Raw genomic sequence first — 16833 nt, forward strand, 5'->3', positions numbered from 1 at the left:
AGCGAAAGCGGCCGGACGACGCAACCTCGAGGCGCGGCGCGGTCGGACGACAGGACGAATGATGAGCGAGACGCAACCGAAGAAACGCGGTTTCTTTTCCAGGCTTTTCGGCAGCGAGGACGAGCAGGCGAAGCCGGCGGAGCAGCCCAGCGCGCCCGCGACGCAGGCGCCGCCGGAGCCGGAACCGGACGCGCTGATCGCGCCAGACCTGCTGATGGGCGAAGCCGCGCCTTTGCCGATCGCGATGCCGGAGCCCGCGCCGGTGCAAGCTCCTCCGGTCATGGCGCCTCCAGTTATGGCCCCCCCGCCGGTGATCGCCGCGCCGGAGCCGAAGCGGAGCTGGTGGCGCAGGCTGACCGAGGGGCTGTCACGGACCTCCTCGGCGCTCACCACCGGGATCACAGACCTCTTCACCAAGCGCAAGCTCGACGCCGGCACGCTCGAAGACCTCGAGGACATCCTGATCCAGGCCGATCTGGGCCTGGCGACCTCGGCTCGCATCGCCAAGGCGGTCGGCGAGGGGCGCTACGACAAGCAGATCGATCCGGCCGAGGTGAAGGCGATCCTGGCGCGCGAGGTCGAGGCGATCCTCACCCCCGTGGCCCTGCCGTTGGTGATCGACGCCACGAAAAAGCCGTTCGTGATCCTGATGGTCGGCGTCAACGGTTCGGGCAAGACGACAACGATCGGCAAGCTCGCGGCCAAGTTCAGGGCTGAGGGCAAATCCGTGATGCTCGCTGCCGGCGACACCTTCCGCGCCGCCGCGATCGAGCAGCTCAAGGTCTGGGGCGAGCGCACCGGGGCCGAGGTCATCTCCGGCCAGCAGGGCGCGGATGCGTCGGGCCTGGCCTTCGAGGCCTTGCAGAAGGCCAAGGCCACAGGGGCCGACGTGCTGCTGGTCGATACCGCCGGGCGGCTGCAGAACAAGACGGGATTGATGGACGAACTCGCCAAGGTGGTCCGCGTCATTCGCAAGATGGATCCGGAAGCCCCGCATGCGGCGCTGCTCGTGCTCGACGCGACGGTGGGGCAGAATGCGATCAGCCAGGTCGAGGCGTTCCAGGATACGGCCGGAGTGACAGGGCTGGTGATGACCAAGCTCGACGGCACGGCGCGCGGCGGCATCCTGGTGGCGCTGGCGGCGAAATTCGGTCTGCCGGTGCATTTCATCGGCGTCGGCGAGAGCGTCGATGATCTGGAGCCGTTCTCGGCGCAGGAATTCGCCCGCGCGGTCGCGGGATTGGGAGAAGCAGCGTGAGCGAGAATGTGGTCGAGGCGAAGCCAGGCAAAAGCGTCAATCCGCTGCTCAAGCTTGCGCTCGAATTCGGGCCGCTGGCGATCTTCTTCTTCGCCAACTCCTATGGCGACCGGCTCTTTGGCGTCGCGCAGGATCGGCGCATCTTCGTCGCGACCGGCATCTTCATCGTCGCCTCGCTGGTCGCATTGGCGCTGTCGCGGATCGTGCTGGGCTATCTGCCGCGCATGGCGATCGTCAACGCCGTGGTGGTCAGTGTATTCGGCGGGCTGACGATCGCGCTCGACGACGCCTTCTTCATCAAGGTCAAGCCGACCATCGTGAACGCGCTGTTCGGCTGCGTGCTGCTGGGCGGCCTGTTCTTTGGCCGCTCGCTGCTGGCGCTGGTGCTGGAGACGGTGCTCCAGCTCGACGAAGAAGGCTGGCGCAAGCTGACCTTCCGCTGGGGTCTATTCTTCTTTGTGCTGGCGGCCCTGAACGAGGTGGTCTGGCGCACGCAGACGCAGGATTTCTGGGTCGCCTTCAAGGTCTGGGGCGTGATGCCGCTGACCATGGCTTTTGCGCTCGCGCAGACGCCGCTGATCCTGAAGCATGAGCTGAAGCCGGCGAAGACCGAGGAGTAGCAAGCGGCCTCGCAAGCTGGTTACTCCCGTAAACTGGGCTCGCGTCATGCCATGGGCGCATCGCGGAACTGCCCTGCAAGGCGGGGTCGCAGGTTGCGACCGGCGGATATCGGGGCTCTGCTGACCTCACTCAGGCAGTTCGACAACCAAGGCCTGTCGACAACGAAGGCCTGTCGACAACCAAGACCTGAGACGGAGGTAGCGCCCATGCCGTCGCTTCGTTTTTCGTCGCTTGCTCTCATCTTCGCCATCAGTGGTTCCGTAACCGCCTGGGCCCAGGCCGTTCCCGCTCCGCAAGCCGCTGCGCCGGCGGACAGTTTCGCTGCCGAGCAAAAGGCCGCGAACGCCGCGGATGGTCCGCGCAGGACGCCGCCGCGCAGTTTTCCGGTGCCGACCGAGGAGGTCAGCCCGGAGATGCGCAAGCTGATCGCCCTGCCGTTCCCGCCGCATATGGACGCTGCGCCCAAGAGCGCGGCCGAGTGGAAGGAATTGGTCGACCGGCGTGCCAAGCTCGCCATCGCCGCCCTTCCGGCGCTGAAGGAGAAGCTGAAGGTCGATGTCCAGCCAGCCGTGATCGGCGGCGTGAAGGCCTTCATCGTCATGCCCAGGACGATCCCGCGCGCCAACCGGGACCGGCTGCTCGTTCATGTCCATGGCGGCGGTTATGTCTTCGGGCCGGGCGAGGCGGCGCTGCCAGAAGCGATCCTGCTCGCCGGCTTCGGCGGCTACAAGGTGATCTCTGTCGATTACCGCATGCCGCCCGATGCGCCCTATCCTGCTGCGATGGACGACGCCATGGCGGTCTGGAAGGCGGCGACCAAGATGGCCAACCCCCGCAACATGGCGATCTTCGGCACCTCCACCGGCGGCGCGATGACGCTCGCCATGGTCCTGCGCGCCAAGGCGGAGAAGCTGCCGCTGCCGGCGGCGATCGCGCCGGGTACGCCCTGGTCGGACATCGCCAAGATCGGCGACAGCTACGCCAGCAATGAATGGGTCGACAATGTCCTGGTGAGCTGGGATGGCTGGCTCGGGCGCGCAGCCTTGCTCTACGCCAATGGCCACGACCTGAAGGATCCGCAGCTCTCGCCGATCTATGGCGATTTCCACGGTTTCCCGCCGACGATCCTGACCTCGGGCACGCGCGACCTGTTCCTGTCGAACACGGTCCGGACCCATCGCAAGCTGCGCCGCGCCGGCGTCGTTGCCGACCTCAACGTCTATGAGGGCCAGAGCCATGGGCAGTATGGCGGGGATGTGAACGCCCCCGAGACGAAAGAGGCCTTCACCGATATCGCCAAATTCTTCGACCGCCATCTCGGGCGATAGAGCCCGCTGTCCCGGTTCCGAACCACACCATTATTCCGGGCCTCCGCTTCCTACGCCCGGGATGACGCTGTGCTCCCGAGCGCAATCATTGGCCTGATCCTGGGTCTGATCTTGCCATTTGGCATTTTATGTATTATTTGATGCCAAATGGAGATTGCGTCATGACCGCCCTGCAGCGCATCGAGACGACCCAGCGTGACTTTGTCCCGGATCCGATTTCGGATGACGAAGCCGGCGCGATGTTTCGCGCCGCGATCAATCTCTTCCGGCTCTGGCGCGTCACCGACGAGCAGGCGGCGACGCTGCTCGACCTGCCCTTGCGCAGCTATCGGCGCTGGAAGGCTGGTGAGATCGGCCGCATCTCGCGCGACGGCAAGGCGAGGCTCTCCAATCTGATGGGCATCCATAAGGCGCTGCGCCTGATCTTTCGCGAGCCGCAGCGCGGCTATGACTGGATCCAGGCGCCCAATGCCGCCTTCTCCGGCCATACGGCGCTGGCGGTCATGCTGGGTGGCGAATTGACGGATCTGATGCGGGTCAGGCGCTATCTCGACGATGAGCGGGGCGGCTGGTGATCGATGTCAGCGCCGTCCCCGCCACCGATGTGGTGTGGCGGGGCGCGGTCCGGATCATCCGCAGCCTGTTTCCGCCGATCGACCTGTTCGAGGACATCGCCGATCCCGCCGACTGGCCATTGATCCTGGCAGCCGAGCAGAAGACCAATCCACGCTTGATGGAGAGCGTCGGCAATCTCGCTCTCGTGCCGCCGGAGAGGCGCGTCTCGGGCCCGGGCGCGAGCTGGCTGATGGCGCCCTTCACCCATGTCAGCCCGGATCGGCCGAGCCGCTTCAGCGCTGGCGGGTTCGGCGTGCTCTATGCCGGCGACAGCTTCGAGGTCGCGTTGTTCGAGACGGTGCACCACCATGGCCGCTTCATGGCCGCGACGAAGCAGCCGCCGGGCTGGACCTCGCAATTTCGTGAAATCCTGCTCGATGTCGAGGCGCGGCTGCATGATCTGCGCGCGCCCGGGTCGGTCGTCAGCGCGGTGCTCGACCCCAGCGACTATGCACAAAGCCAGGTGCTCGGCAGCGCGCTTCGCGCTGCCGGCTCGGAAGGCGTGGTCTATCCGAGCGTTCGCCGTGCTGGCGGTGCCTGCGTCGGCCTGTTCTATCCAGACAGCGCCTCGAAGCCGGTTCAGGGCCGCCATCTCGACTATCACTGGAATGGCGAGCGGGTGGACCTCTACCGCGATCTCAGCCGCGGCGAGGTCTACCGGATCGTTCAGGGTCGCGGTTGAGGATAATGATCGAGGCTCGTTCGTTGCTCAAGCACCGGCCGAACGTAGCGACTCGAGAAAAGGCCGGTACTCCTCGAGGGCAAGATCAGGAAGCGCCAGGGCTTCCTCCAAGCGAAACCAGCCGAACGCGGTGTGCTCATCATCCATGATGCGCGGCTCGCCCTGCCATTTCCTCACGGTGTAGATATGGAAGGCAACTGGCTCGGCCGATGCAGGCGGAGCGGCGATTCGGCCAAGAGCATCGTAAGCCAGGATCGCGATACCCATCTCTTCGTGAATTTCGCGGATGAGCGCCTGTTCCAGCGTTTCTCCGGGCTGAACATGGCCTCCGGGAAAACTCCACAGGCCAGGATAAGCCTTTCGATGCGGACTGCGCCTGGCTAGGAGGACGGCATCGTCTCTCAGCAACAGGGCGTTGACGATGCCATACGTTCGAACCTCCGGGTGCTGATCCCGAAGGCTGGCCTCGGCCGCGACTGACGGCAACGAACCGGAGTCCACCACATTGTTCTACTTCGCCGCGAGCCGGATCGCGCCGTCGAGCCGGATTGCGGTGCCGTTGAGCATGTCGTTCTCGATGATGCTCCTGACCAGGGCCGCGTATTCGCAGGCCTTGCCGAGCCGCGACGGGAAGGGGATCGAGGCGCCCAGCGAGGCGCGCGAGTCCTCCGGCAGACCGTCGAACATCGGCGTCTCGAACAGGCCGGGCATGATCGTCATCACGCGGATGCCGTAGGCGGCGAGTTCGCGCGCGATCGGCAGCGTCATGCCGACGACGCCGGCCTTGGAGGCGGAGTAGGAGGCCTGGCCGATCTGGCCGTCCTCGGCGGCAACGGAGGCCGTGTTGACGATCACGCCACGCCCGCCATCCTCTGTGACCGGGTCGAGCGCGGCCAGCGCCACGGCCGATTTCGCGATCACGCGAAACGTGCCGGTCAGGTTGATGGCGAGACCTTTCTCGAAGGTTGCCATGTCATGGGCGATGAGCTCGCCGGTCTCACGCTTCCTGGAGATGACGCGGCGGCCGGGCGCGATGCCGGCGCAGTTGACGATGATGCGGGCGACGCCCTGGGCGGCCCGCGCCTTTGCGAGCGCCGCGTCGACGGAGGCGTCATTGGTGACGTCGCAATGGCAAAAGACCCCGCCGATCTCGGCCGCGACCGCTTCGCCGCGCTCGGCGTTCAGGTCCAGGAGCGCGACCTTGACGCCGAAGTCTGCGAGCATGCGCGCGGTGCCTTCGCCGAGGCCCGAGGCGCCGCCGGTGACGATGGCGGAGAGCGAGGAATCCAGTTTCATGGGCGTTTCCTGTTCGCAATGGCGTTTGTAACGCGTTTAGAGGCCCTGCGGCCCGGCTCCAAGCGAGATTCTTGGCGAGCCTCTTGTGCAGCCTTGGGCCTGGGGCCACATTTTCCGACGGTCCCGGCCGGGCATCATCCCGATGCCGTTGGGATCGAAAGCCCGCAAGGAGGGGCTGGCATGAGCGACACGTTCCATTCGCGCTTTTCGCCCGAGGAGATGGCGGAGATCCGCCGGAGCCTGCGCGACGAGGCGCGCTTCGGTTCGGAGTTTCTGGGTCGGCTCAAGCGCGTGGCGAAGCGGGTGCCCTTCGCCGAGGATCTGCTGGCGGCCTGGATCTGCACGCGCGATCCAGCGACACCGCGGCGCGTGCGGCTGACGCTTCTGGCGGCGCTCGGTTATTTCGTGCTGCCACTCGATGCCATTCCCGACATCCTGCCCTTCATCGGCTTCACCGACGATGCGGCGGTGATCGCCGCTGCCATCGCCGCGGTCGCGGGCTCGATCACGCCTGAGCATCGCGAGAAGGCGAAGCGGACGTTGGCGGAGCTCTAGGCAGAACTGCCCGCTCGTCGAAAGATGTCATTCCGGGTCGCCCCGGAATGACGGCGAGATCACAGCGTCAGGACGATCTTGCCCTTGGCCTTGCGGTCGCCGATCAAAGCGAAGCCCTCGGCCCAGCGCTCCAATGGCAGGGCGGCGTGGACATGGGCGCGGATATGCCCGTTCGCGGCCCAATCCAGCAGGCGCTCCATATTGCGGCGATGCGCGGCGGGCTCGCGCCGGACGAACTCGCCCCAGAACACACCGCGCAGGTCGCAGCCCTTCAGCAGCAGCAGGTTGAGCGCAATCTTCGGAATCGCGCCGCCGGCGAAGCCGACCACGAGATAGCGCCCTTCCCAGGCCATGGCGCGCAAAGCCGGCTCGGCCAGATCGCCGCCGACGGTGTCGTAGAGCACATCGACGCCGCGCCCTTCGGTTAGGCGGCGCAGGCCGGCCTTCAGATCCTCGCTGCTGTAGTCGAGCTCTTCTTGGGCGCCATGTCTCTGAGCGAGGGCGAGCTTATCGGCCGAGGAGGCGCAGGCGATGACATGGGCGCCGAGCAGCGCGCCGACTTCGACCGCCGCCAGCCCCGCGCCGCCGGCAGCTCCGAGCACGGCCAGGGTCTCGCCGCCCTTGAGGCCGGCGCGCTGGATCAGCCCGTGCATCGCCGTGCCATAGGTGACGAACAGCCCCGCCGCCTGGGCATCGTCGAGCGCATCGGGCACGCGCACGATCTGCTGGGCGGGGACGACGACGCTCTCGCGCGCCGCGCCATGGCCGAGCCAGGCGGCGACGCGCTCGCCGACTCGCCAGCCGGTGACGCCTTCGCCGATGCTGGCGATCGTGCCGGCGCATTCGGCTGAGGGCGAGAAGGGTAGCGCCGGCTTGGTCTGGTAGCGCCCCTCGATGATCAACGTGTCGAAGAAGTTGAGCGCGGCCGCCTTGACCGCGATGACGACCTCACCCGGCCCGGGGCTGGGCTCGGCGATGTCGCGGATAACGAGCGTCTCGGCCGGCCCATGGGCCTCGCAGAGCAGTGCCTTCATCGTTTCCCCGACCGCTGCGATGGCGTTGCACGCGAATGTGGCATGCTCAGATGACGAACGGAACCATGGGCGGGGGTGTACGGCATTCGCATTTTCGCCCGGATCGTGACATCCTATCGTTTCCGCGATCTTGAACTCTCGGGTCAAATGCCCCGGGAATAGAGACGCTGTTAAGATTTCTGCTGATTGATGGCGGCTTATGAATCTCTGTTTGCTCCGCACCGATTTCGCCGCCTCACGGCTCCTGATCGTCGCATCGCTGTTCGCCGCGAGCGTGATCGCCGTGCCGGCCTCCGCTCAACCCAAGCCGAAGCCCCAGGCGAAGCCTGCGCCGGTCGCATCGGCAAGCGCTGGCCAGGCCCAGGCGATGCTCCTGGAGACGGCCGGCAAATGGCAGGCCTTTTCCTCGCAGCAGGGCCGCTCGAAGGTCTGCTACGCGCTCTCCAAGGCGGAGGCGCGCCTGCCGGCCAACCTCAAGGATATCGAGGGACTGCTCTTCGTCTCCAGCCGCCCGACCGAGGGCGTGCGCAACGAGATCAGCTTCGTGCTGAATTTCGACCTGAAGGAAGATGTCGAGCATCAGGCGATCATCGGGTCCGAGCGCTTTGCGCTGGTCGCGAAGGGCCAGAACATGTGGCTCAAGAACCCGGCCGAGGAGCCGCGCATGTTAGACGCGCTGCGCAAGGGGTCGGGGCTCGAGGTCAAGGGCACCTCGAAGCGCGGCAATCCGACCAGCGACAAATACTCGCTCGCCGGCATGAACCAGGCGGTGAAGCGCGCCGAAGACGCCTGCAAGTAGGGCGGTGCCGGAATCCGCGAGCGCGGCCGTCTGACGCGGCTTTCTGCGCTTCCGGTGCTCACGGACATGAAGTCCGCTGCGCTTCGGTTCTCGAAATCCGCGCCAGCCGACTCACGCCGGCAAATTCCAGCCGCCGCCCTGCGCCAGGCCGATTTGTAAGGGTATTTGTCCTGCGATTTCGCGGCTGGGCGTTCTCGTGCTATGAGCCGCGGATATTCGGGCCGATGATCGCCCGTCCGAGCCAGAGTTCCGATGACCTTGTCCGTGCTTGAGCCCGCCGCGCCAGCGGCCGAACCCGTTGTTACGAGCCGCGTCTCGCTGGTCGGGCGCACGCGCGCCGGGCTTGGCGACGCGCTGGCCGAGATCGGCGTTCCCGAGAAGGAACGGCGCATGCGCGTCGGCCAGCTCTGGAACTGGATCTACCATTACGGCGTCCGCGATTTCTCCGCGATGACCACGATCGGCAAGGGTTTGCGCGCCGCGCTCGATGAGCGCTTCACGCTCGACCTGCCGGAAGTGACGGCCGAGCAGGTCTCGACCGACGGCACGCGCAAATGGCTGATCCGCATGGCGCCGACCGGCCCGCGCGATCGCGGCGCCGAGATCGAATGCGTCTATATTCCCGAGGTCGACCGCGGCACGCTTTGCGTCTCCAGCCAGGTCGGCTGCACGCTGACCTGCACCTTCTGCCACACCGGCACGCAGCGCCTCGTGCGCAACCTCACCTGTGAGGAGATCGTGGCGCAATTGATGGTGGCGCGCGACCGGCTCGGTGATTTCCCGAACCGGAGCAAGCCCGACGGCGCCTTCGTGCCCAATGATGGCGGGCGCTTCGTCTCCAACATCGTCTTCATGGGCATGGGCGAGCCGCTCTATAATTTCGACGGCGTGCGCGATGCCATCGACGTGATCTCGGACAATGAGGGCTTGTCGCTCGGCCGCCGCCGCATCACGGTCTCGACCTCCGGCGTCGTGCCGCAGATCGGCCCGCTCGGGCATGAGATGGGTACGATGCTGGCGATCTCGCTGCATGCGGTGCGCGACGAACTGCGCAACGAGCTCGTGCCGCTGAACAAGAAGTATCCGATCGCCGAACTGCTCGAGGCCTGCCGGACCTATCCCGGCGTCTCGAACGCGAAGCGGATCACCTTCGAATATGTCATGCTCAAGGGCGTCAACGACAGCGATGCCGATGCGCGCGACCTGGTGCGCCTGCTCAAGGGCATTCCGGCCAAGATCAACCTGATCCCCTTCAACCCCTGGCCCGGCACCAAATATGAGTGTTCGGACTGGGACCGGATCGAGCGCTTCTCCGAGATCGTCTTCCGGGCGGGCTATGCCTCGCCGGTGCGCACTCCGCGCGGGCGGGACATCCTCGCCGCCTGCGGCCAGCTCAAGAGCGAGACCGAGAAGCTCTCGGCCCGCGCAAGGTTGATGTTGGACCAGGACGAGGCGGCGGCTGCCGCTGCCGTCGCTGCGGAATAATCACCTTGCTGCGCTGGCTGCTGCTGATCCCGTTCGCCTTGCTCGTCGCCATGGGGGCGGGGCTGTTTGCCATGCTCGTCGCCAGCGTGGTCTCGCCCGAGATCGCGCTTCTGATCGGCGGCGGTTTCCAGCGTTTGACGGAGGCGCTGTTTGGCCTGGCCGAAAGCGACATCGATCCCACACCGGTGGCGCAAGCCGCCTTCAGCCTGCTTGGGCGGCTTGGCATGGCGATCATCGTCGCGCCGGTCGTGCTGGTCGCGGTCTTCAGCGAGCTCTTCCGTTTGCGCAGCGGGCTGATCCAGAGCGGGCTCACCGGCCTGCTGGCGACCGTGTTGCCGCTGGCGATGCTGCGCCTCTCGCGCGCGCCGAGCGAGGCCGAGATGCGGGTGATCGGCGCCTTGTTCCTGATCGGGGCCGCGACGGGGTTCGTCTATTGGCTGATCGCGGGGCGTGGGGCGGGCGCCGCCCGGACCGTTCCGGCCGGCACGCCGCCCCGATAAGGCTTACGGTCAGAGGCCGAGGACCTTGCGCAGCTCGGCTCTTGCGACGGCATATTCGGTCTGGAATTCAGGCTGCTCCATGATCCTGGCGGCGATCACCGTGCCGGCGATGCGGCCGGCCTCGACATCGGCGCGGAAATGGATGCCGCCGATGATCCGGTTCTCGCCATAGGCCCAGGCGCGCGCCATGATCTCGTTGCGCTTCTCCGGAACCATGTTCGACAGGACGACGCCCATCAGCGTGCCGACGGTGGTGTGGCCCGAAGGATAGGCGCCGGAGTTGGAGAGCTTCACCGCGGGCTTGACCAGCGGGCTGTACTGATGCGGGCGCGGGCGCTTCCAGCTGTCCTTGGCCGGGTCGACGACCTCGCCTTCGGTTGCGACGATGCGGTCGAAGAAGGCCGAGAAGGCCGGCAGCGCTTCGGTCTTGAAGTTGGGTCCCATGACATTGGCGAAGCGCCAGACATTCTCGACGACATCAGCCTGGGCCTGCGCCTCCATCTCCGGCGTGCGCGTGACCTGGATGCTCAGCACCTCGGCGAGTTCGGCGCGGGTCTGGGCCGAATCATTGGCTGGTGGCGGTTTCAGCAAGGTCAGGAGGTCGATGGTCTTGGCCGTGGCGAAGGGTTTCGCTTCCCCTGCATGAACCGGGGAAAGGGCGAGCACGGCCGTCGTCAGGGCGGCGAGGAAAAGGGTGCGCATGGCGGTTTTCCTGATGGGGAGAAACCGACGCGCCCAAAACATGACAGGGCGATGAAGCCAGGCGGAGGCGCTGCGCGCCTTCAAATGGATCTGTGACCAGAGAACCTCAGCTGCGGCCACCGGCAACCGCCTTTCCGGCCTTGGCAAGACGATCGCGCGCCTCTTCGCGCAACGCAGTCATGTCGATCGCTCCGGCTTGGCCGCTTTGCGAGCCCTCATCCCAGAGCTGCCTAAGGCGTTCGATTTCGCTGCGCCGCATATCCCTCTTGATCTGCCAGTCGCGAAGGGCGTCACGGACGACTTCGCTGGTCGTCGCATAGTCTCCGCCATCGACGGCCGCACGAACCGCGCTCAACTGCTCGCTCGTCAAGGCGATGCAGATCTTTTCTATGGTCGGCATCCAGCAGCTCCCCCCGTTGAGGCTAGCGATAATGCTACTCAGTCATACCCGGGGGTAAAACGTCGGGAACCGCTCAATCGCCGATCGCCACACCCTCGCGCCGGCCATCGGCGCCGCCGACGAAGCCTTCCGGCGTCTTGACGATCGCCTGGATGCCGGAGGTCATCTCCAGCAGGCGGACCTCATGGCCCTTCGCCTCCAGCGCAGCCTTCCAGGGCTCGGCTTCGGTGCCCTTTTCCAATTCGGTCGGGCCGTTGCGGCTACCGAAATTGGCGAGGTCGACGGCATTCTGCGGATCCATCTTCCAGTCGAGCAGCGCGACCAGCGTCTTGGCGACGAAGCCGATGATCTGGCTGCCGCCGGGCGAGCCGACCACGGCATAGAGCCTGCCGAAGGCGTCGAAGACCAGGGTCGGCGCCATCGAGGAGCGCGGACGCTTGCCGGCTTCGACACGGTTGGCGACGGGCTTGCCGTCTTCTTCCGGCGCGAAAGAGAAATCGGTCAATTCGTTGTTGAGCAGGAAGCCGCCCTTGCTCATCAGCCGCGAGCCGAACCCGTCCTCGATCGTCGTGGTCATCGCGACGGCGTCGCCATTGGCGTCGATCACCGAGATATGGCTGGTGCCGTGCTCGATGCCGTCCGAGGGCGCGAGCAATTGGGCGCGCTTATGCGGCGGGTCGCCGGGCGTGGCGCGGCCCATGGATTTCTCGGGGCTGACGAGGCCCGCGCGCGAGCGGATATAGTCGCGGTCGATCAATCCCGTGACCGGGACGCTGAGGAAGGCAGGGTCGGCGAGATAGAGCGCGCGATCGGCGAAGGCGAGGCGGCCGGCCTCGCTGAACCAATGCACCGCTTCTGGCCCGGGGCCCATGCGCGCCAGATCTTTGCTCTCGAGGATGCCGAGCATCTGCTGCACAGCGATGGCGCCGGAGCTTGGCGGACCCATGCCGCAGATCCGGTAGACGCGGTAGAGCCCGCAGACAGCCTCGCGCTCCTCGATTTTGTAGGCGGCGAGGTCGGCAAGCGAGATGTCGCCTGGATTGCTGTTGTGGCCGGTGACCTTGGCGACGATGTCCTCGGCGATCGGCCCGGCATAGAAGGCGGCCGAGCCGTTCTCGGCGATGGCGCGCAAGGTCGCGGCGAAGGCCGGGTTCTTCAGGATCGTGCCGACAGCCTTGGCCTTGCCGTCGGGCTCGTAGAAATAGGCGGCGGCGAGAGGGTCGGCGCTCAGGCTCTTCTCGCCGGCCAGGAGGCCGTTGAGGCGCGGCGAAATCGCAAAGCCGTCCTCGGCGAGCTTGATCGCCGGCGCGATGACCTGCGGCCAGGGCAGCTTGCCCCAGCGCTGATGCGCGCCTTCGAGCAGCTTCAGCGTGCCTGGCACGCCGACCGAGCGGCCGCCGATGACGGCCTCCATGAATTTCATCGGCTTGCCGTCTGCGCCGATGAAGCGGTTCGGCTTTGCCGCCGCCGGCGCGGTCTCGCGCCCGTCCAGCGTCGAGAGCTTCCGGCCAGCCTCGTCCCAATGCACCATGAAGGCGCCGCCGCCGATACCCGAGCTCTGCGGCTCGACGAGGTTGAGCACGAGCTGGATCGCGATCGCCGCATCGACCGCGCTGCCGCCGGCGCGCAGGATCTCGCGGCCGGCATTGGTGGCCAGGGGATTGGCGGCGGCGACCATATAAAGCCGGGCATGGCCGGAGGTCTTGGCGATGCGCCCCGTCGCGGCTTCGGGCGCCGGAGCGAGGCTCTGGGCAGCTGCAGAGCTCACGACGGCCGCGGACAGGGCGATCGCGAGGAGGGCGCTCCTCGATACTGACAGGGTCGTCATCTCATGCTCCTCACCGTTGCGCCGTACTGCCAGACTAGCGCCAGATCGCGCTGGCGCGCCATGGTCTCGGCGGCTGAGCTTCGTATCCGCCTTGGAGGCGGAGCCCGGGACGGCTAAGGTCGCGGTCCTGCCTGTCGATACGTCAGCAAAAGGGGCCCGGCATGTCGTTCCCAGTTTCCATCGCCTTTCGCCGCAGTTTGACGGCGGCAGTGCTTGCTTTCCTCGGTTTCGCGCTCGCGGGTTGCGGTTACAACAACGTCCCGACGCTGGAGGAAAAGGCCAAGGCGTCCTGGTCCGAGGTGCAGAATCAGTATCAGCGCCGCGCCGATCTGATCCCGAATCTGGTCGAGACGGTGAAGGGGTATGCCGCGCAGGAGCGCGAGGTGCTGACGCAGGTCGTCGAGGCGCGCGCCAAGGCGAGCCAGGTCAAGGTCGATGCCTCGACCATCACCGATCCGGCGAAGTTCAAGGAATATCAAGACGCGCAGAACCAGCTCACCGGCGCGCTCGGCCGGTTGCTGGTCACGGTGGAGCGCTACCCCGACCTCAAATCGAACCAGAACTTCCTCGCCTTGCAATCGCAGCTCGAAGGCACCGAGAACCGGGTCACGGTGGCGCGGCGCGACTACATCCAGGCGGTGCAGGCCTTCAACACCGAGATCCGCACTTTTCCGGGCGTGATCTGGGCAAAACTGTTCTGGGGTTCCAAGCCGATGGAGACCTTTGCCGCGACGGCCGGGGCGGAGCGGCCACCGACGGTGAAGTTCTGAGGCCGCGGCAGTCGCGAGGCGCGTGATGGCGCGCAGCCGCCTTCGGTCGCTGATCCTGCTCGCTGCGCTCGTATTTGCGGGCGCGGGTGCCTGGGCGGCGGACCCCTCCTATCCCGCCCTCACCGGCCGTATCGTCGATGGCGCCAAGCTTATCGCGCCCGAGGCGCGCCAGCGCATCGAGGCGAAGATCAAGGCGCATGAGGACAAGGCCGGCGACCAGCTCGTGGTCGCGACGGTGCCCTCGCTGCAAGGCATCGGCATCGAGGACTTCGCCAATGGCCTGTTCCGGTTCTGGAAACTCGGCGAGAAGCCGCGCAACAACGGCGTGCTGTTCATCGTCGCGCCGAATGAGCGCAAGGTCCGCATCGAGGTCGGCTACGGGCTGGAAGGGGCGCTGACCGATGCGCTCTCCAAGATCATCATCACCACGGCGGTGGCGCCGAAGTTCAAGACCGGCGATTTCGCGGGCGGCATCGAAGGCGGCGTCGACGCGATCCTGACGATCCTCTCCGGCGATGCCGAGGAATGGCAGCGCCGCGCCCTGGTGCGGAATGATGAGAGCTCGCCGGTCGAGACCCTCGCCGTCATCCTGGTGATGGTGTTCATCTTCATCCTGGTGGTCTCCTTCATGCGCGGCCTGAGCCAGGGCGGTGGAGCCGGGCGACATCGCCTGCGTGACGGGCGCTGGATCACGCTGCCGCAGAATTCGAGCTGGGGTTCGGGCTCAGGCTCAGGCTCGAGCTGGGGAGGTGGTGGCGGCTGGAGTTCCGGTGGCGGAGGCGGCTTCTCCGGTGGAGGCGGCTCATCGGGTGGCGGCGGGGCTTCGGGGGATTGGTGATGGATTCAGACGACAGGGACGCGATCGCCGCGGCCGTCGCCCAGGCCGAGCGCCTGACCAGCGGCGAGATCGTGGTGGTGATCGACCGTGCCGCGAGCAGCTACCGTTCGGTGCCGATGGTGCTGGCCCTGGTACTGTCGCTGTTCGTGCCCTGGCCGCTCCTGGCGCTGACGATGACCAGCGCGCCGCGCATCTTCCTAATCCAGTTGATCTGCGCGGCCCTGCTGATGGCCGCGCTGCTCTGGTATGGGCGCGGCGGTCGCTTCGTGCCCGGCTTCGTCAAGCGCGGCCGCGCGCATGACGTGGCGCTGCGTGAGTTCACCGCGCGCGGGCTGACACAGACGCGCGGGCGCACCGGCGTGTTGCTCTATGTCGCCTTGCAGGAGCGCTATGCCGAGGTCGTCACGGATATCGGCATCGACGACAAGGTCGATCCGGAGACATGGCGGAACATCGTCGCGGCCCTGCTCGACGCCGCGCGGCAGGAGCGTTTGCGCGAGGGGCTGATCGATGCGGTCGGAGCGCTCGGGCGCGTCCTGGCGCAGCATGCGCCGCCGGTCGACGACGATATCGACGAACTGCCGAACAAGGTGATCCTGCTGTGAGCCGGTTGTGCGCTTCGAGGAGGCGAAATGCCGACGGGCTTTGAACGATCAGCCCGGGGTCACTGCGATCAGGTCGCCGATGCTGGCGGTTCCGGTCGCCGCCAGACATAGACGAGCACGCCGAGCATGATCGCGGCCACAACGGCCTGAAGCAGGCGCGAATCGGTTTCCAGGAAGATCAGCGAAAAGCTCGCGATCATGCTGATCGTGATCAGCCATTTCGCACTGCGCGGTATGGCGCGCGACGTATTCTAGTTCGCGATCAGCTTGCCGAAGCGCGGATGGGTCGTCAGCCAGGTTTCCATCCTCGGCGAGGATCGGGAGAAGCAGGCCGTCGCCAACACCAGGAAGACGATGCCGGGAATCAGGGGCACGACCAGCGCGACGACGCCGATCGCCACACTCAGGCAGCCGAGCGCGAAATAGACCGGGCGCTGCCAGCGCGGCTTCAGGGAAGCATTGGGTTCCACTCAAGATCCTTGCCGCAGGAGTCGCGTCGCGCCATGGCCATGAGCCGGCTGCAGGTCACTGGCATTTAGAGCAGGATGCGAAAAAGTGGGAGCCGGTTTTTCGCATTGATCCTGCTCTCACTTTTCGATGAGAGACGGATTCAGATTTCAGCTGGGATCACTTCGTGAACCCAGCTGAAATCATCCGGCTCTCGGCGGTCGATACAAGCCGGGGTCGCGATCCCGGATCAGCGCGCGCTGCGGGCCGCGCCCAGCATCGCGGCGGGCATCATGCCGTATTTGCCGAGCGTTTCGGCTTGCACGACGACGACATAGCTGTCGGAATCGGCGGCGCGCGTCGTCGTGAGGGGAGCCGTCAAGGTCGTCTCCCCGCCATCCCATTCGCCGACGCGCACCATGCCACGCACGACATTGGCGTAGGTGATGGTGCGGCCTTCATTCTCGCCGCGCGTGATCGGAACGGTGACCAGCTTCGCGACCGGAAGAATCCAGACACCGGCGGGCTTGTCACTGAGGCTGGTGGAGGCTGCGATCTTGATCCGCAGCGTCGTACCGTCCTCCTGGAGCGAGAGCTTTACAGGCAGGGCGCCGGGCGGCTGCTCGCGCAGCATGCGCTCGATCTCGGTCTTGTCGGAGCCGACGATGTGGGAGGCGCCGTTGATCACGGCCTGGGGCGTGTAGACCTGGCCGTCGCCGCGGGCCTTGGCATAGAATTTCTGGCGCTTGGTGAAGACGTCCTGGCCGAGCGTGTCCTTCCAGCCGAGATAGTCCCAATAGGTCACCGGCAGCGTCAGCGCGATGACGGCAGGGTCCTTGGCAATCTCGCGCAGCAGTGCGTCCGCGGGCGGGCAGGACGAGCAGCCCTGGCTGGTGAAGAGCTCGACGACCGCCTTCGGCTGCACCGCCGGAGCCTGCGCATGCGCCGCCGCGCCGCCCAGGAGGAGCGCGGCGATGGATACAGGAAGGAGGCGGGCGCGAAGGGTCATGGCTGAACTCGGCGACCATTATAGCTGTGAGGTATTACCAAAGCGCCCAACAGCTCTCACT

Annotated in this window: 21 protein-coding genes; 12 read left to right on the forward strand and 9 right to left on the reverse strand. The window is 66.3% G+C overall.

All coding sequences use genetic code 11. The features are described 5' to 3' along the window. The first annotated feature begins 58 nt into the window (after nt 1-58). The 5 genes from ftsY (at nt 59) to ACSQ3P_RS27355 (ending at nt 4504) form a co-directional block, all read left to right on the forward strand. Nucleotides 59-1258 (forward strand): signal recognition particle-docking protein FtsY, encoded by a 1200-nt coding sequence (gene ftsY / locus ACSQ3P_RS27335; protein WP_436168597.1) that lies wholly within the window; start codon nt 59-61, stop codon nt 1256-1258. Further along, the gene (locus tag ACSQ3P_RS27340; protein ID WP_436168598.1) at nt 1255-1878 is read left to right on the forward strand and encodes a septation protein A; all 624 of its coding nucleotides are present in this window, start codon (nt 1255-1257) and stop codon (nt 1876-1878) included. The genes ftsY and ACSQ3P_RS27340 overlap by 4 nt, the downstream gene beginning before the upstream one ends. A gap of 207 nt (nt 1879-2085) precedes the next feature. Further along, nucleotides 2086-3207, forward strand: coding sequence for an alpha/beta hydrolase (locus tag ACSQ3P_RS27345; protein WP_436168599.1), 1122 nt, complete (start codon nt 2086-2088; stop codon nt 3205-3207). A 161-nt stretch (nt 3208-3368) separates the two neighbouring features. Next, the gene (locus ACSQ3P_RS27350; RefSeq protein ID WP_069689042.1) at nt 3369-3782 is read left to right on the forward strand and encodes an MbcA/ParS/Xre antitoxin family protein; all 414 of its coding nucleotides are present in this window, start codon (nt 3369-3371) and stop codon (nt 3780-3782) included. Further along, on the forward strand, nt 3776-4504 hold the full coding sequence (locus tag ACSQ3P_RS27355; RefSeq protein ID WP_436168642.1) for an RES family NAD+ phosphorylase: 729 nt from the start codon (nt 3776-3778) through the stop codon (nt 4502-4504). The genes ACSQ3P_RS27350 and ACSQ3P_RS27355 overlap by 7 nt, the downstream gene beginning before the upstream one ends. 27 nt (nt 4505-4531) lie before the next feature. Here the strand turns inward: ACSQ3P_RS27355 and ACSQ3P_RS27360 are convergent, their stop codons facing one another. Both ACSQ3P_RS27360 and ACSQ3P_RS27365 read right to left on the reverse strand, forming a co-directional pair. After that, nucleotides 4532-5005 carry an NUDIX domain-containing protein gene (locus ACSQ3P_RS27360; RefSeq protein ID WP_436168600.1) on the reverse strand — a complete coding sequence of 158 codons (474 nt, stop codon included), beginning with the start codon at nt 5003-5005 and terminating at the stop codon, nt 4532-4534. A 9-nt stretch (nt 5006-5014) separates the two neighbouring features. Beyond that, nucleotides 5015-5800, reverse strand: a complete 786-nt coding sequence (locus ACSQ3P_RS27365; RefSeq protein ID WP_436168601.1) for an SDR family NAD(P)-dependent oxidoreductase — start codon at nt 5798-5800, stop codon at nt 5015-5017. Between the two features lie 180 nt (nt 5801-5980). Between ACSQ3P_RS27365 and ACSQ3P_RS27370 the strand changes: the two genes are divergently transcribed. After that, nucleotides 5981-6355, forward strand: a complete 375-nt coding sequence (locus ACSQ3P_RS27370) for a YkvA family protein (RefSeq protein WP_436168602.1) — start codon at nt 5981-5983, stop codon at nt 6353-6355. 59 nt (nt 6356-6414) lie between these two features. Here ACSQ3P_RS27370 and ACSQ3P_RS27375 read toward each other — a convergent pair whose 3' ends face one another. Then, complete coding sequence (locus ACSQ3P_RS27375) at nt 6415-7389, reverse strand: NADPH:quinone oxidoreductase family protein (RefSeq protein ID WP_436168603.1); 975 nt, start codon at nt 7387-7389, stop codon at nt 6415-6417. Nucleotides 7390-7588: 199 nt separating this feature from the next. Here ACSQ3P_RS27375 and ACSQ3P_RS27380 point away from each other — a divergent pair, with 199 nt between their 5' ends. The 3 genes from ACSQ3P_RS27380 to ACSQ3P_RS27390 all read left to right on the forward strand — a co-directional run bounded on the left by ACSQ3P_RS27380 (nt 7589) and on the right by ACSQ3P_RS27390 (nt 10173). Continuing rightward, nucleotides 7589-8188, forward strand: coding sequence for a hypothetical protein (locus tag ACSQ3P_RS27380; RefSeq protein WP_069689037.1), 600 nt, complete (start codon nt 7589-7591; stop codon nt 8186-8188). Nucleotides 8189-8440: 252 nt separating this feature from the next. Beyond that, nucleotides 8441-9673, forward strand: coding sequence for a 23S rRNA (adenine(2503)-C(2))-methyltransferase RlmN (gene rlmN, locus ACSQ3P_RS27385; RefSeq protein WP_436168604.1), 1233 nt, complete (start codon nt 8441-8443; stop codon nt 9671-9673). 5 nt (nt 9674-9678) lie between these two features. Further along, nucleotides 9679-10173 (forward strand): hypothetical protein, encoded by a 495-nt coding sequence (locus ACSQ3P_RS27390; RefSeq protein WP_436168605.1) that lies wholly within the window; start codon nt 9679-9681, stop codon nt 10171-10173. 9 nt (nt 10174-10182) lie between these two features. Here ACSQ3P_RS27390 and ACSQ3P_RS27395 read toward each other — a convergent pair whose 3' ends face one another. From ACSQ3P_RS27395 to ggt, 3 genes are all read right to left on the reverse strand, one after another. Further along, complete coding sequence (locus ACSQ3P_RS27395) at nt 10183-10875, reverse strand: acid phosphatase (RefSeq protein ID WP_436168606.1); 693 nt, start codon at nt 10873-10875, stop codon at nt 10183-10185. Between the two features lie 106 nt (nt 10876-10981). Then, nucleotides 10982-11275, reverse strand: coding sequence for a ribbon-helix-helix domain-containing protein (locus tag ACSQ3P_RS27400; protein WP_436168607.1), 294 nt, complete (start codon nt 11273-11275; stop codon nt 10982-10984). Nucleotides 11276-11348: 73 nt separating this feature from the next. Further along, nucleotides 11349-13103 (reverse strand): gamma-glutamyltransferase, encoded by a 1755-nt coding sequence (gene ggt, locus ACSQ3P_RS27405; RefSeq protein WP_436168608.1) that lies wholly within the window; start codon nt 13101-13103, stop codon nt 11349-11351. Between the two features lie 161 nt (nt 13104-13264). Here ggt and ACSQ3P_RS27410 point away from each other — a divergent pair, with 161 nt between their 5' ends. The 3 genes from ACSQ3P_RS27410 to ACSQ3P_RS27420 are packed head-to-tail and all read left to right on the forward strand — an operon-like array spanning nt 13265 to nt 15316. Beyond that, entirely contained in the window at nt 13265-13873 is a 609-nt protein-coding gene (locus tag ACSQ3P_RS27410; protein ID WP_069689032.1) for a LemA family protein, read from the forward strand. A 25-nt stretch (nt 13874-13898) separates the two neighbouring features. Beyond that, a complete protein-coding gene (locus ACSQ3P_RS27415) occupies nt 13899-14711 on the forward strand; it encodes a TPM domain-containing protein (RefSeq protein ID WP_436168609.1) in 813 nt (270 codons plus the stop codon). Beyond that, the gene (locus ACSQ3P_RS27420; protein WP_436168610.1) at nt 14711-15316 is read left to right on the forward strand and encodes a TPM domain-containing protein; all 606 of its coding nucleotides are present in this window, start codon (nt 14711-14713) and stop codon (nt 15314-15316) included. Before ACSQ3P_RS27415 ends, ACSQ3P_RS27420 begins: the two co-directional genes overlap by 1 nt. A 68-nt stretch (nt 15317-15384) precedes the next feature. Here the strand turns inward: ACSQ3P_RS27420 and ACSQ3P_RS27425 are convergent, their stop codons facing one another. The 3 genes from ACSQ3P_RS27425 to ACSQ3P_RS27435 all read right to left on the reverse strand — a co-directional run bounded on the left by ACSQ3P_RS27425 (nt 15385) and on the right by ACSQ3P_RS27435 (nt 16772). Beyond that, nucleotides 15385-15516 carry a hypothetical protein gene (locus tag ACSQ3P_RS27425; RefSeq protein WP_436168611.1) on the reverse strand — a complete coding sequence of 44 codons (132 nt, stop codon included), beginning with the start codon at nt 15514-15516 and terminating at the stop codon, nt 15385-15387. 51 nt (nt 15517-15567) lie between these two features. Beyond that, nucleotides 15568-15786, reverse strand: coding sequence for a YbaN family protein (locus tag ACSQ3P_RS27430; RefSeq protein WP_436168612.1), 219 nt, complete (start codon nt 15784-15786; stop codon nt 15568-15570). 227 nt (nt 15787-16013) lie between these two features. Next, the gene (locus ACSQ3P_RS27435) at nt 16014-16772 is read right to left on the reverse strand and encodes a DUF1223 domain-containing protein (protein ID WP_436168613.1); all 759 of its coding nucleotides are present in this window, start codon (nt 16770-16772) and stop codon (nt 16014-16016) included. Between the last annotated feature and the right edge of the window lie 61 nt (nt 16773-16833).

It is taken from the genome of Allobosea sp. LjRoot9 (assembly GCF_964252745.1).
GTDB lineage: Bacteria > Pseudomonadota > Alphaproteobacteria > Rhizobiales > Beijerinckiaceae > Allobosea.